This is a genomic window from Bacillus sp. RSS_NA_20 (genome assembly GCF_020165915.1).
In the GTDB taxonomy this organism is placed as follows: Bacteria; Bacillota; Bacilli; order Bacillales; family Bacillaceae; genus Bacillus; species Bacillus altitudinis.
Window position 1 is genome coordinate 872,401 of record NZ_JAIUKW010000003.1, and the last position, 14,179, is coordinate 886,579.

12 protein-coding genes are annotated in these 14,179 nt (G+C 41.6%); 3 read left to right on the plus strand and 9 right to left on the minus strand.

The window, feature by feature from the left end:
- Positions 1 to 9: 9 nt before the first annotated feature.
- The 3 genes from LCD32_RS04435 to LCD32_RS04445 form a co-directional block, all read right to left on the minus strand.
- Entirely contained in the window at positions 10 to 1,101 is a 1,092-nt protein-coding gene (locus LCD32_RS04435) for an SEC-C metal-binding domain-containing protein (protein WP_017366546.1), read from the minus strand.
- A 193-nt stretch (positions 1,102 to 1,294) separates the two neighbouring features.
- Positions 1,295 to 2,233 carry a response regulator gene (locus LCD32_RS04440; RefSeq protein WP_060832041.1) on the minus strand — a complete coding sequence of 313 codons (939 nt, stop codon included), beginning with the start codon at positions 2,231 to 2,233 and terminating at the stop codon, positions 1,295 to 1,297.
- Between the two features lie 4 nt (positions 2,234 to 2,237).
- The gene (locus LCD32_RS04445) at positions 2,238 to 3,524 is read right to left on the minus strand and encodes a sensor histidine kinase (RefSeq protein WP_017358607.1); all 1,287 of its coding nucleotides are present in this window, start codon (positions 3,522 to 3,524) and stop codon (positions 2,238 to 2,240) included.
- Between the two features lie 516 nt (positions 3,525 to 4,040).
- Here LCD32_RS04445 and LCD32_RS04450 point away from each other — a divergent pair.
- The gene (locus LCD32_RS04450) at positions 4,041 to 5,021 is read left to right on the plus strand and encodes a glutaminase (protein WP_008342152.1); all 981 of its coding nucleotides are present in this window, start codon (positions 4,041 to 4,043) and stop codon (positions 5,019 to 5,021) included.
- Positions 5,022 to 5,054: 33 nt separating this feature from the next.
- The gene (locus LCD32_RS04455; RefSeq protein ID WP_017358609.1) at positions 5,055 to 6,482 is read left to right on the plus strand and encodes an alanine/glycine:cation symporter family protein; all 1,428 of its coding nucleotides are present in this window, start codon (positions 5,055 to 5,057) and stop codon (positions 6,480 to 6,482) included.
- 39 nt (positions 6,483 to 6,521) lie between these two features.
- On the opposite strand, the gene LCD32_RS04460 is transcribed toward LCD32_RS04455, so the two are convergent.
- The 4 genes from LCD32_RS04460 to LCD32_RS04475 all read right to left on the minus strand — a co-directional run bounded on the left by LCD32_RS04460 (position 6,522) and on the right by LCD32_RS04475 (position 11,119).
- Positions 6,522 to 7,382, minus strand: coding sequence for an alpha/beta fold hydrolase (locus tag LCD32_RS04460; RefSeq protein ID WP_041508187.1), 861 nt, complete (start codon positions 7,380 to 7,382; stop codon positions 6,522 to 6,524).
- Between the two features lie 312 nt (positions 7,383 to 7,694).
- Entirely contained in the window at positions 7,695 to 8,060 is a 366-nt protein-coding gene (locus LCD32_RS04465; protein ID WP_008342155.1) for a VOC family protein, read from the minus strand.
- Between the two features lie 100 nt (positions 8,061 to 8,160).
- A complete protein-coding gene (locus tag LCD32_RS04470; protein ID WP_017358611.1) occupies positions 8,161 to 9,543 on the minus strand; it encodes an amino acid permease in 1,383 nt (460 codons plus the stop codon).
- Positions 9,544 to 9,610: 67 nt separating this feature from the next.
- Positions 9,611 to 11,119 carry a class I adenylate-forming enzyme family protein gene (locus tag LCD32_RS04475; protein ID WP_060780727.1) on the minus strand — a complete coding sequence of 503 codons (1,509 nt, stop codon included), beginning with the start codon at positions 11,117 to 11,119 and terminating at the stop codon, positions 9,611 to 9,613.
- Between the two features lie 262 nt (positions 11,120 to 11,381).
- Here LCD32_RS04475 and LCD32_RS04480 point away from each other — a divergent pair, with 262 nt between their 5' ends.
- Positions 11,382 to 11,819 (plus strand): MarR family winged helix-turn-helix transcriptional regulator, encoded by a 438-nt coding sequence (locus LCD32_RS04480; RefSeq protein WP_007498406.1) that lies wholly within the window; start codon positions 11,382 to 11,384, stop codon positions 11,817 to 11,819.
- Between the two features lie 21 nt (positions 11,820 to 11,840).
- On the opposite strand, the gene LCD32_RS04485 is transcribed toward LCD32_RS04480, so the two are convergent.
- Together LCD32_RS04485 and LCD32_RS04490 are read right to left on the minus strand one after the other, a co-directional pair.
- Positions 11,841 to 12,974 carry a zinc-dependent alcohol dehydrogenase gene (locus LCD32_RS04485; RefSeq protein WP_058214118.1) on the minus strand — a complete coding sequence of 378 codons (1,134 nt, stop codon included), beginning with the start codon at positions 12,972 to 12,974 and terminating at the stop codon, positions 11,841 to 11,843.
- 161 nt (positions 12,975 to 13,135) lie between these two features.
- Positions 13,136 to 14,158, minus strand: a complete 1,023-nt coding sequence (locus tag LCD32_RS04490) for a quercetin 2,3-dioxygenase (RefSeq protein WP_046526606.1) — start codon at positions 14,156 to 14,158, stop codon at positions 13,136 to 13,138.
- Positions 14,159 to 14,179 lie beyond the last annotated feature (21 nt).

Sequence of the window (14,179 nt, forward strand, 5' to 3'; positions counted from 1 at the left end):
TTTTTCATGCTATGATACAGTCGTCTCTTGCTCTTCTTTGACCGCTTTTTCAATGTCTTTAAATCGGCTCGATACAGTGGACGCACTAATGCCATACTTTTTAGCAACTTGTGCTTGAGAAAGCGGGGCATCGCTTGCAAGTGAATGAATATAATATTCGATTCCCGCAGCAAATGACGCCGCTTTACGGATCACAGGTGCTTTCTGATCACAGTAAGCTTTCCAAACCGTTAAAGCGCCATCTGTCAGGCTTTGGTCACCGTGCTCTTTCATCCCGTCTTCAATTAGCTTGGCTGTTTCCAGCTGAACGTCACTAGCCCATTCCATACGATCTGCTGATAGTCCTACTGTATTTCCTTCTGTTTGAGCAGGCGCTTCTGTTTCTTCAACTTCTTGCTTCGCAAACATACACTTCAGCACTTCAGGGAAGGCTTCTCTCATAAATGTACTACGTGCTCCTCCGTTTGCCTCATGTGCTTCAACGAGCTGGCGAACTTGAAGAAGAAGCGTATCAGTAAACTCTTTCGCAAACATCGTATATTGAATGAAAAACTCTGCTTTTTCTTCAAACTGAACAGGGAAACCTAGAACAAGACTACCTTTCTCTGGCAGCACAGTTTGATCCGGCTTCACATCAACTTCAACCTTCTCAGCTGTCACCATATTCTCAAAGTAAAGAGACTCGTCCGTTTTTTCATTTAATAAAAGCAAAGATGGCTCCATGTCTGTCCAAGATTCAACCACTTGTCTTGTTTTAGGACGGGTAATATCTTCTGCTTTTTTTGTCAGGAATTCTTGGAAGATGGTCTCTTTCTTATCTGTTAATGGGCGGAAGAAAATGCCCCATACACTCAAATGAAAGACTGAGATTTGTTGCGTTTCTTTATCCATATCTGCTAGGAAAGAAAACTCATTAATGAATTGATTGATCGCTCTCTGATGCTTAGAGAACGCATAATTCATTAAATCCTTTTGAACTTGTACAGCTTCCTTAAACACAAGCTCAGACGTTTGTTCTCCGCCTGACTTTTGACCACAGCAATGTTTATATTTTTTTCCGCTTCCGCATGGGCAGAGCGCATTTCGTTTAATTTTTCCCAAAATAAAACCTCCGACATTCTAGTCTAACCTCACTATTTTAACAAACGATTGCACAGGAGAGTTTTATTTTCAAGAAAAAAGAAAAATCAGAATGATCAGATAAATAACAAAGACGTCTAAAAGAGCAAGGCGGCTCATAGTCAAAAGCACTCTGTCTCTGTTTATTTTCTCCAATCATTCCAATAGATTTCCCTCAGCTCATCCCTTCGAATAGCTGCTTTGCTTCAAAATAAAAGATTTGCACGAACTTTTTCGTATTGACTCTGCCTGTTGACCCTGCAGATGAAGAAGTCTTCTGCATTTCTTTCATTCTTTGGCTGACATCAGTGAAATCAAAAAACTTCGACGCATAGTGCTCAAATTTAGGATTTGAAAAATCTGTGAGCCCAAGTGATGCGAAATGATTTAAGGAATGATGGATGGCTCGTCTAATTCGCTGCTCTGCTGCTTTCACTTCCCGCATTACTTCCACATCCGACGCACCACGACCAAGCTTTCGTTCCGCCGTTTTGATAAATAGCTGCTTTAATGGCGGAAAATTCACCTCATGAGAATTGGCTGTCTGCGTTTCATGTAAGTAGATCAAGATCTCTAGTAAATCCTTAGAGCCACTCTCTCCGACAATTCCTAATTCAGATAGGAGGAATTCCCCTGCCTCTTTCATCGTTCTTCGCTTTGATCCAGTACCTGTCTCATGAGAAAGCACTGGCTCTAATGGCAGCACATGCCGAAGAGAAGCTTGAATATCGTAAATTGATTTTTCGAGCTTGATCCGCTCCATGACCTTTCGAATGACACTGACAATCTCAATTCGATTGACGGGTTTATGAATATAATATTCAATTCCAAGTTCATAGGCTTCTGCCATCATCTCTTTTGCTTCTACTTGAGATATCATGATGACCTTTCCTTTGAATTCAGGGTGAATATGACGTATGGTTTGAATGCCGTCTCTAGCTGGCATTAAAAGATCAATCAGAAGGATGTCTACTTTTTTCAGGTTCAATGAATGCGCTTCTAATCCTATGCCGTCATCAGCTTCATCCACGACCTCTCCTAGATCCTCATCCTCAATGATCTGACCTAAAATCGAGCGTATTGCACGATCATCATCTGCAATGAAAAATCGCATACACTCACCCTCTCTGTATTAAATTTTTTATCGGAAGGACAAGCTGAAAAGCTGTTCCTTTCGTTTCTTTTTGCTCAATCTGGATTTGACCGTCCAGCTCTTGAACCAGCTCTCTCACATAGGATAAGCCAATCCCAGTTGACGGTGTTCCATATGCATCAAATTTTGAGGTATATCCAGGATCAAATACAATCTCTCTCAATTTCTCAGGAATACCCGGTCCATCATCCTCAACCCGAATCTCTATTTTATCATGACTCCCTTTTAATACGAGTGAGATGGCTCCATCATCCTTGATTGCTTCAACTGCATTTGCCATTAAATTATTAATCAGCGATAAGAAAATGAACACATGATACTCATGCAAGTGAATGCCTTTTATATCAGATGTAAAGGAAATGTTCTTCCCGAGAGATAGCGCATATTTCTCTTGAATGCGAATCACGATTTGAACAAGATCCTCTGCCCTCATATAATCTTGCATATTCTCCTTGGAAATTAGCTTTGAAAGCCCAGCGTAAATACGCTGATTGTCCTTTTTGACTTCATGTATTTCCCCTGCAAGCTTGAGCAGCTCCTGACTCACTTTCTTTCCTGCCTCATGTTCATTCAGCAGACGATAGAGCCGATAGGATTCTTGCGTTATGTGCTCTGTATGATTTAACGTTTTCTTTAAATGAACTGTTTCCTCATATAAATTTGAAATGACCATCATCATATGCTCATTTTGCTTCATGATTTGTTTCTCTCTTGATTGTGCCTCATACAGCCTCATCATATTAAAAAAGCTGATGACCACGAAGCTGTGAGCAAATGCAATGAGGATCATATCACTCAGCTTTGAGAAAGTCATGGTTGTATCAAACACTAAAAATTGTACAAACAGCTCAACAAAATCAGCAAGCAGTTCAATCATCAGTCCGATCAGCCCAATAAAAATGGAACGCTGCTTAAAACGTCCTGTACGGACAACAAAGAAAAGAAAAGCATAAGTAAAGTAAAAAAAGAAGCTCGGAAACTGCTGATAAAATGACAGAGCCAGATCAGCTTTTTGCTGAATAAGATCTAAACCTACCCGAAATAGGACAATGGCTGCGCCTGTTAAAAAACCTGGCAGCAATGGTCTTGATTTTCTTAAAAGTAATAAGCAAAAGAAAAACGCAGGTGCCCCAAAACTAATACGAAATGTTTCATTCACAGGATAAAACTTCAGCTCTCCCGCAAGCGGCACAATGACGATCATAAAAATCAAAATAAATGCGTCTTTTTTGACAAGCTGGTTTAAACTCAAATGACTGACATCCCTTCCCCTGTTTACATAGCCACAGTATACAAGGAGACTCTTTGCTTCACAATGAGCAAAAAAATTATTTTCACGGCTTCTTCTCTCTTCAAAATCATTTTTTATGACTATTCTCCGAGAAGGCATGGTGACCTTTCAGCTATTCTACATTTGGAGATTGTCTACAATAATGGGAATTGTTTAGACAATTGCATACGGACTGATTTTTATTTGTAAGTTTTTCTGTAGATTTTCGTCAGATTGTGTAGTTTCCAAGATAAATTGAATGAACAATTTTAGTGAAACTATATGTAAGCGTTTTCTGAATTTTCACTAAAAACCCTTTTTGTTGTTTCGCCGCCAAAGCCTTCATTTGAACATATATTTAGGTGTAAAGGAGTGGTACAAGCAGCGCATGACAAGTTCTTTGAAGATGTGTAACATGTTTTCGTGCCTATTTGATCGCATTTTTTGTCATCCGCCAATTCAATAGGGTACTTTTTGATTTTTGATTGGAGGAATCGTATGAAAACAGCAATTTCTAATAATACACAACACGCATGCCAGTCTTCTGTTGATCAATGGGCAGAAGAAATACGTCCGTATTACAAAAACGGGCAGAACGCTGGCTACATTCCAGCACTCGGAAAAGTAAATTCCTCTCAACTTGGTATCAGCGTGATAGGCCCAGATGGATCATCTGTACGTTATGGTGATTGGGACGTTCCCTTTACCCTGCAAAGTATCTCAAAAGTCATCAGCTTTATAGCTGCCTGTTTAGGAAGAGGCGTTCCGTACGTCTTGGATCGGGTAGATGTAGAGCCAACTGGTGATGCATTTAATTCCATCTACCGCCTTGAGATGCATAAACCAGGGAAGCCCTTTAATCCAATGATTAATGCTGGAGCTATTACCGTATCCTCCATCCTTCCTGGAAAGACTTCTACAGAAAAGCTAGCATATATTTTCGATTTAATCGAAAACTTAATAGGTAAGCGTCCTTCTGTTAATGAAGAAGTTTATCAATCAGAATGGGCAACTGCACACCGCAACCGGGCACTTGCTTATTATTTAAAAGAAACCAATTACTTAGAATCAGATGTCGAGGACACGTTAGAAGTGTATTTAAAGCAATGTTCCATTGAGGTTACAACAGAGGACATCGCCTTGATTGGACTGATTATTTCAAGTGATGGCTACCATCCCTTTAAACAAGTCCAAGTCATCCCAAAAGATATCGCAAGACTAACAAAGGCATTGATGCTGACATGCGGCATGTACAATGCGTCTGGTAATTTTGCTGCTTTCGTAGGCGTTCCAGCCAAAAGTGGTGTGTCTGGAGGAATCATGGCTTGCGTTCCGCCAAGCGCAAGAAGAGAATTCCCATTTCAGACAGGCTGCGGTATCGGCATTTATGGTCCTGCCATTGACGATTGTGGAAATAGTATTACCGGTGTCATGATGCTGAAGAAACTCGCCAAAGAGTGGGATCTCAGTATTTTTTAAAGAGAACAGTGATGAAATCGAAGAGGTGATGTTATGAACGAAAAAGCTTTGCTATCTTATTTAACAACTACAAATGATTTTATTTGGACTTATCTAATCATTGCTCTGTTACTTGGAGTAGGGGTCTACTTCACATATAGATCACGCTTCCTGCAAGTCAGAATGCTGAAAGAAATGCTGCGTGTTCTAAAAGAAGGAAGAAAAGAAAAAGAGGGAATCTCACCGTTCCAAGCATTTGCCATCAGTATGGCAGCACGTGTCGGAACAGGGAATATCACAGGGATTGCCATCGCTATTGCGATCGGTGGACCTGGCGCAATCTTCTGGATGTGGATCGTAGCGATTATCGGTTCTGCTTCAAGCTTTGTTGAAAGTACACTAGCTCAGGTGTATAAAGTAAAAGATAAAACAGGATTCCGCGGTGGACCTGCTTATTACATGGAAAAAGGATTAAATAAGCGCTGGATGGGGATTTTATTTGCCATCCTGATCACGATCTCTTTTGGGATTGTCTTTAACGCCGTGCAATCAAATACAATCACCGTCGCTTTTAAAAACTCTTTTGGCCTAGATCGTTTAACTGTCGGAATCGTTATGGCTGTTATTTTTGCGTTCATTATTTTCAAAGGGATCAAAGCGATTGCAAAAGCATCTGAATATATTGTCGTTTTTCTTGCCGTTGCTTACATCGGGATTGCTTTCTTTGTGATTATCACAAATATCACTGAACTACCAGGTGTCATCAGTACGATTGTGAAGCACGCTTTCGGATTTGAACAGTTTGCCGGCGGTACATTAGGTGGAGCATTGTTACAAGGGATTAAACGCGGTCTCTTCTCAAACGAAGCCGGTATGGGTAGTGCCCCTAACGCAGCAGCAACTGCTGTCACGAGCCACCCCGTCAAACAAGGATTAATCCAAGCATTTGGTGTGTTAACAGATACGTTAATTATTTGTACAAGCACAGCCTTTCTTGTTCTGTTCTCTGATGCGTATAAAACAACCAATCTGGAAGGAATTGAGCTAACTCAGGCTTCATTAAGCCAGCACATTGGCCCTTGGGCTTCTGGATTCCTGGCGATCATGATTTTCTTATTCGCTTTTAGTACGTTAATTGGTAACTATTACTATGGTGAAACGAACATTGAGTTCTTGGGAGCGAATAAAATTTGGCTCAACATCTATCGTGTTGCTGTCATTGGCATGGTTCTTTTCGGAGCTGTTGCGACTGTTCCTCTCGTTTGGGGTCTAGCCGACTTATTCATGGGTCTCATGGTCATCGTCAACCTCATTGCCATTACCATGTTGTCCAAAGTCGCCTTTGCAGCACTGAAGGATTACATGAGACAGAAAAAAGAAGGCAAAGATCCTGTTTTCTATAAAAACGCTGTTCCAAACAATGAAGAGATTGAATGCTGGGACGACGAACCTGTTTCCTTGAAAAAGAATCAAATCGGATAAAACAAATAAGCTCTGGTCATATGATCAGAGCTTATTTCTTTATGTTAAAAATTCGAGTATGAGCTTATTCACGACATCTGGCTTTTCATGATTGATCCAATGGGTGGCATCATCGACAAAAATCAGCTGTCCATTTGGGCAAATTTTGATCGTTTCTTTTGCGAGCTTTCTGCTTAGAAACTTGTCCTCCATTCCCCAAATCATTCGGACAGGCACGAGAATTCGTTTGGAAATCGGTTTTTCAAAGCCGCCTTTTTTAATCGCTCGATACCAATTCAACATGGACGTAATGGCTCCCGGCTGCGTCCATGCCAGCTTATAGCTTGAGACATCTTCCTTCGTGAACAGATGAGGTCTAGCAGACAATCCAATGGCTTCATCCAGTCTTTGAAAGTGATTTTCTTGAAGGGCTGCCTCTGGTACATTTGGAAGCTGAAAGAACGCGATATAAGAGCTCTTCTTCCACTGCGGCGGATAAAACGGAAGGACCTTCATCATCACACGAGGATGCGGCATGTTGACGATGATTAATTTTTCTACATATTGAGAACGGGTTGAAGCAAGATGCCAAGCAACAGCTCCACCCCAATCATGTCCGCCGACAATGGCCTTTTGATTTGGGCTCAGCGCCTTAATTAATCCCACGATATCATCTCTTAATTTGTCTAAGACGTATGATTCGACTCCTTCTGGTTTGTCACTCAGATGGTATCCCCTTTGATCAGGAACAACGACACGATACCCCGCCTCAGCTAGGGGGAGGATTTGATTTTTCCAACCATACCAAAACTCAGGAAATCCATGCAGCAGGACCAGCAGTGGGCCATCTTCAGGACCAGCCATTGCTGTATGGAGCTTTATGCCGTTTGTTTGAATATATTGAAACTCAACTTGATCCATTCCTTTTCCACCCTTTCCCCATGTCTTATCATTCTTCCAACATAGCATATTTTCCATTTTTCAGAAAATAAAAACACTCACAAAAAAACCTTCACAAGGGTGAAGGTCTCAGATTGTTGACAAAGGGCTAAAATGAACTTGATTTTAGCCCTTTGTCTTCTTTTCAGCGTGATAGAAAACCTTTGAAGTCTAGGAAGGACGAGTACTGGCGCGGAGCGAATTTCACATTCGTGAGCACCAGCACGCAGGACTGACACCGAATGCGAGGGTTTGTCTACACGCTGAAACCTTCACAAGAGTGAAGGTCTTTATTTATTTCATATAATTCAGCACCCATATCAGACCATTCTTCCGATCTTGTACTTGTCCATGAAGTGCGCCAAAAAACGTATCCTGTAATTCTACAAGGACATCTCCGTCAGCTTCAAGCGCCTCGTATACAGCCTTTAACTCTTCCTCATTGTCAAACTGCATGATCAATCGAAGATTCTCCGGTTTTGGTGTGCGACCAAATGTATCTGAAAAGTGGAGCAGTGATTCTCCAAGGTGTAGCTCAGCATGCAATACACGGTCTTGATGTTCATTTAAGATACGAATATCTCCGCCAAAAATTCCTTGATAATATTGAAGAGATTCTTTGACGTCTTCTACGACAATATAAGGACTAACGCTGATCATTTCCCTCATCCTCCTCTTGTTCCGTTCATTATCTCTTATATAGCTTATCCCAAATCGTATGAAAAAAGGCACAAATCGTCAACGGATTTGCACCTTTTTCTCAAGCAGATTTCGCTAATTCACTGTGTTTGTTAGAATATGCTGCGTACATGACGACACCGATCATCAGCCAAACCCCGAAATACAGCCATGTCCGGCCTGGTAAATTGAGCATCAGGAACACACAACAGCCCATCGAGATAATTGGCAAAACCGGTACAAACGGAACCCGGAATCCCCTTTCTAGCTGTTTATGTGTCTTTCTCAAAATGAGTACGGATAAGCTCACCATCGCAAACGTTAATAATGCACCGATATTGGCTAGGTTGGACAGATCCTTCAAATCAATAAACCCTGAAATAACAGCTGTCATTCCGCCAATCACCCATATACTTGCAACAGGTGTATCACTTTTGTTTGTTTTTGAAAACACTTTAGGCAAGAGCCCGTCCCGCCCCATCGCAAAAGCAATTCGAGTTGCCGCATAATTATTGGCGAAAATCACAGCCATCAATCCAATCACAGCACCGACAGAAATAATACCAGCCACGCTATGTTGATGGACACTTTGCAATACATAAGACATTGCCTCTGTCACATTCAACTTCGTATAGTGCACCATGCCTGTCATGACCAAACAAACGACAATATAAATGATCGTACAAATGAGCAATGAACCAATAATGCCAATTGGCAGGTTCCGTTGTGGATTTTTCACCTCTTCTGCAGAAGCCGAAATGGCATCGAATCCTAAAAAGGCAAAAAACACAGCAGCGGCTCCAGCAATAATCCCTTCCGTACCAAACGGCATGAACGGCTGCCAATTGGCTGGCTCTACATAAAAACCACCTACTACAATGAAAAGAACAATAATGCCAAGTTTCACAAACACCATGATATTATTGAATTTTTTACTTTCTTTCGTTCCTCTAGATAGGATCCACGCAATGAGTAAAGCAATGATAATTGCTGGCAAATTCATATATCCGCCTTGTTCTGGACCAGCTAAAAATTGATGTGGAATTGAGATTCCAAACCCCTCCAGCAGGCTGTTAAAATAACTCGACCAGCCACTCGCTACAGCTGAAGCAGTCAGCATATAAACAGATAATAACGTCCATCCCATGAGATGACCTACGAGTTCACCCATTGTGGTATATGAATAAATGTACGCACTACCGAACACAGGCAGCGCGGAAGCCATTTCTGCATAACAAAGTGCTGCTAAACTGCACACAATCGCTGCGATCGCAAAGGAGAAAATAACAGCCGGTCCTGCATCCTTAGCTGCTGTAATTCCGGTTAACACCATGACCCCCGTCCCAATCACAGCCCCTATGCCAAGGAGCGTGAGATCGAGCCCGCCCAGTGTTTTTTTTACCTTTTGCTGTCTGCTCTGTTCTAACAAATCGTGAATGTGTTTCTTACGAAGTATATGTCGCAAACCCTTTCCCTCCAAAACGTTAGAAAAACAAAAAAATCATTCAAATTTCATTATAGCAGAATAGGTCCTACGCATTCACAACCAATTCACGTAAATCTTTCTTCATGATTTTACCAAGTTTATTTTTTGGAAGATCCTGCGTGAAATGAATGGATGGCACTTTGTAATCTGCTAAACGTTCCTTGCAGTAATTCAACACATCTTCTTCGCAGAAATCGACAGATTCGTCTTTTACGATATATGCACTTGGTACTTCACCATATAAGTCATCTGGTACCCCAATGACAGCAGATTCAATTACACCTGGAATTTGATCAATGACCTCTTCCACTTGGTCAGGGTAAATATTATCCCCACCGTATAGAATCACATCTTTGTATCTCCCTGTGATGTATAGAAAACCGTCTTCATCCAGATAGCCTGCATCTCCCATATGGAACCAGCCATCTTTGAGCACTTTCTCTGTCGCTTCAGGTTGATGATAGTAGCCTAAGAAATAAAATGGGCTTCTCATGACGACCTCGCCAATTTCTCCAGCTGGGAGCGCCTCCTCTGTCTCAGGATGCACGATTTTGACTTCTACATCCGGATCCACTTTACCAGCAGATCCCATCTTATCCTCGCCCATCGCTGGATGCCACGCACTCACAACCCACGCTTCCGTACTTCCATAGCCATGCATCATCTGAATGCCTACTTCTTTGTAATCTTTAATTAAGCGTACCGGTACCTTCGTACCACCAGAAATCGCAATTTCAAAAGATGAGAGATCGTACGAACCGCGCTTCATTTCTTCTAGCATGTACGTATAAGCTGATGGGAAAGCCATCATAAACGTAATTCTTTCTTTCTCAATCGTTTCTAAAATGCGTTTCGGTGTTGCATCATGTAAGAAGACTAACGTATACCCTTCAATTGCAGCTGCAATCAGGTGATTAATAGAACTCATATGATACAACGGATGACTTGCCAAGTATCGTTTTCCTTTCAGATCAAATCCTCGATTCCCACGTCGTGTTAAAAATTGATAGATTCGTCCATGTCCGACCATACAGCCTTTTGGATTGCCTGTTGTACCTGAGGTGAATAAAATCATGGCCAAATCTTCTTCTGATACCTGTTCAGCAAGATCACTTCCATCATTAGACGCCAATATGTCTTCAAACAGCTGTGTTGTTTTCGCATTGACACCAGATTCCACCATGAGACAATCTTCTAAAGACACATTCACTGCCGCAATAATGTCACGGAATTCACGGTCAAAAAATAAAGCCTTTGGCTCTGCTTTTTTCAAGATACCTTCTAGCTCAAAAGAGGTAAGCTGCCAGCTAAGCGGTACGGCGACTGCACCTGCTTTAATGGCTGCCAGCATAATCGTAGAAAAGTGATGATGGTTTTGACAAATAAAGCACACCCGGTCACCTTTTCGAATTCCTTTACGATGTAAGTAATGCGCTAGCTGATCAATGCGTTTTGCATATTCTTCAAATGTATAAGACACACCTCCGCCAGTTACCGCTTCAATTTGTGAAGAGCGTTCCATTCTGTCGTTTAGTAATGCCTGTAAAGTATTCAATATCTTCATCTCCAAACGTTTGATGTCCAATAGCCAATTTCCAGTGAATTGGATTGGCAGATTTTATCTCATTCACATTCTAAAATAAAAAGAGGTGAAAGTAAAATCATTTCATTTTGGAATTGTTTCTTTTATTAATTGATAATATAGGTAATTTTATAGCCGTCTTCCATTTTGGTTTAAATGATGATGCTTATTATGATAAGATAGACCTAGTAATTGATCGGAAAATGCGAATGCAATAGGAAAAGAGGTATGGAGAATGCAACATTTCGAGCTAGAGGCAAGTTTGTTAGACCATGCACTGACAAAGTATTTAAAGGCGACGAAACGAATAGATGAAGAGAATATCCCCAAAAACGTCACGAATGTAAAAGGGTTTATTTTACGCATCATCTACCGCCATCAATCATGTACTGTGAAAAATATTCTGCAGGAAGTTTCATTATCTCCCTCCGCAACAACAACCGCTCTCAATCACTTAGAAGATGAAGGGCTAATTATCCGCTCTAGAAATAACAATGACCGCCGTACGGTATGGATTACACTCTCTGAATCAGGTGAACAAATCGCCAGACAAATGATCGACAATCGTCAGCTGCTTGTCAATCAACTGTTCAATCACCTATCAGAAGAAGATAAAAAAACATTTTTTGAATTAATCGAAAAAATGATGGACGAGCGCACATTAAAGGCTTAGGAAATATCCTAAGCCTTCTTTTTATGGCTTTAAGATGACTTTTATACAATCATCTTGTTTTTCATTGAATATGTGATACGCATGAGCTGCATCATCTAGCGGTAATTGATGTGTGATGATCGCTCTAGGATCAATTTCCCCGGTTGTCACTTTTTGATAAAGCTTTGACATGTACCCTCTCGCCGGTGCCTGTCCCATTTTCAGCGTGACGTTTCTTGCGAAAAAAGCACCCAATGGGAACATATTGTAAAGACCTCCATACACACCCGTCAGCTGAACAGTCCCGCATTTCCTCACGGCTTTTGTGGCAATTTGAATGGGCCCTATCGTTCCGCCTTGCAGCTTGAGCTTCTGTTCAATCTTTTCAAGCGGTGACTTTTTTCCATCCATCCCCACACAATCAATGACAACATCCGCCCCGCCTTTAGTGAGCTCTTTTAGGGTTTCTCCCATGTCAGGGTCTTCTGTAAAATCAAATACTTCTACGCCGCTCATTCGTTTTGCATGGTGAAGGCGATAGTCTATGTAATCAACAGCAATGACCCGCTCTGCTCCCTTTTGCCAAGCAAATTGCTGTGCCATTAACCCAACAGGTCCACACCCCAGCACAATGACTGTATCCCCCTTTTTTACACCTGCGTGTTCTACACTCCAATAAGCAGTTGGCAGAACATCTGATAAAAACAGCAATTGTTCATCCTCTAGCTCACAATCATCCGGCACCTTAAATGGTGTATAGTTTCCAAAGGGCACACGTAAATATTCAGCCTGTCCTCCGGGGTAATTCCCATATTTCTCACTGTATCCAAAAAGTCCGCCTGAATCATAATGGGGGTTTGAGTGATCGCATTGACTTTCTAGATGATGATGGCAATACTGGCATTGACCACACGCCACGGTAAATGGAATGACGACACGATCTCCCTTTTTCACCGCAGTGACATCCGGCCCGACTTCCTCTACCACCCCCATCGGTTCATGCCCAATCACATAGCCGATAGGAAGCGGGAAATTCCCTTGATATAAATGTAAATCTGACCCACAAATAGCTGTAGATGTAATTCGAATGATGACATCTTCACGATCTTGTATAGATGGTGCATCTACTTCCTTCACCGCAATGCGGCTTTTCCCTTGATAGGTGACAGCTCTCATCTGCATTTCCTCCTTTAGTTCAAGTCATCATTTCTATAGCTTCACCTTGAATGGATGGTTCATGCATATGAATATGGATGCTGTTCCATAAGGGAAAACAAAATAACCCGCCGATTTATTCAGCAGGTTGTTTACTTCAATATGTGTAACGCGTTACACAGCTATTTTTCTTCGACAAACACCAAATCATACTGAGCAGAGGTCTCCCCATCCTCCATCATGTCCCCTTCCTGTATAAAATAAGGGCACATACCTGGACTTTGTGCTTCTTCAAATTGTTCAAACACTTGCTCAATATAGCCAGGCAGCAGCAAAACCAACATTTTATTTGAATGAGACACGAATTCATACGAGTGAACGGTATTCGGAGGAATATAGGCAAAATCCCCTGGCATCAAGCAAATATTTTCTCCGTTTAACTGAAGATTGATTCTGCCTTCAACACAATAAAGTGCTTCTGTATGCATTTCATGATAATGCGAACGTAATCCTTTTCCCTTTGTCCCTTCAATCACAAAATAACTAAATCCGTCTCCTGTTGTTTCCGTTGTCGCAATCAGCTCATGAAGCTGACCTTCGACCATGTATTGCTTTCCTTCACCAGCCTCCAGCACATATGGCTGCACTGCGCGCGGGAGCTGACTATGAAACAAAACAGCTGGCTTGGTTGTATTGGATAGCTCCCTAATGCCGTGCATCAATATGATATCGCTTTCTTTTTCAGCCTGATGAAAGCTGTCTGCATCAAATGGGTGATCAGTCATCGGCCATTCATTCTGCAACAGCCTCTTTCCGATTTGCTGATAGACATCTGTCATTTGCCCGCCCAGTGTATAAGAAATAAACCTTGTTTTGTGACTATGCATTCTATAGCCATGAATTGTTTTGGGCGGAATATGAATATAATCGCAGGCCGTCACCATATACTTTTTACCGTCCAGTATCACTTCCAGCTTCCCTTCCAGCACAAAGATGGTTTCAAATAGCGTCTCATGACAATGCAGCGGAAAGTAAGCACCTTTCCCACCTGTGATTAAGACAAGCTCAAACAGTTGATTTGTTTGATTTGCTTCTGCCAGCACATGTACAAGCTGATTTTCCAAACCATACAGCTCCCCCGAACCGGACACGGTATAAAAAGAGGTATCTTCGGATTGCTTGATCGATTGTGGTTGCTCCGACATCCCATCACTCCTCATGACTAA

Excerpts from the sequence above, each read along its gene's own strand:
- LCD32_RS04440 (WP_060832041.1), bottom strand. The coding sequence starts at position 2,233 with ATGCGATTTTTCATTGCAGATGATGATCGTGCAATACGCTCGATTTTA.
- LCD32_RS04450 (WP_008342152.1), top strand. The coding sequence starts at position 4,041 with ATGAAAACAGCAATTTCTAATAATACACAACACGCATGCCAGTCTTCT.
- LCD32_RS04455 (WP_017358609.1), top strand. The coding sequence starts at position 5,055 with ATGAACGAAAAAGCTTTGCTATCTTATTTAACAACTACAAATGATTTT.
- LCD32_RS04460 (WP_041508187.1), bottom strand. The coding sequence starts at position 7,382 with ATGGATCAAGTTGAGTTTCAATATATTCAAACAAACGGCATAAAGCTC.
- LCD32_RS04465 (WP_008342155.1), bottom strand. The coding sequence starts at position 8,060 with ATGATCAGCGTTAGTCCTTATATTGTCGTAGAAGACGTCAAAGAATCT.
- LCD32_RS04480 (WP_007498406.1), top strand. The coding sequence starts at position 11,382 with ATGCAACATTTCGAGCTAGAGGCAAGTTTGTTAGACCATGCACTGACA.
- LCD32_RS04485 (WP_058214118.1), bottom strand. The coding sequence starts at position 12,974 with ATGAGAGCTGTCACCTATCAAGGGAAAAGCCGCATTGCGGTGAAGGAA.
- LCD32_RS04490 (WP_046526606.1), bottom strand. The coding sequence starts at position 14,158 with ATGTCGGAGCAACCACAATCGATCAAGCAATCCGAAGATACCTCTTTT.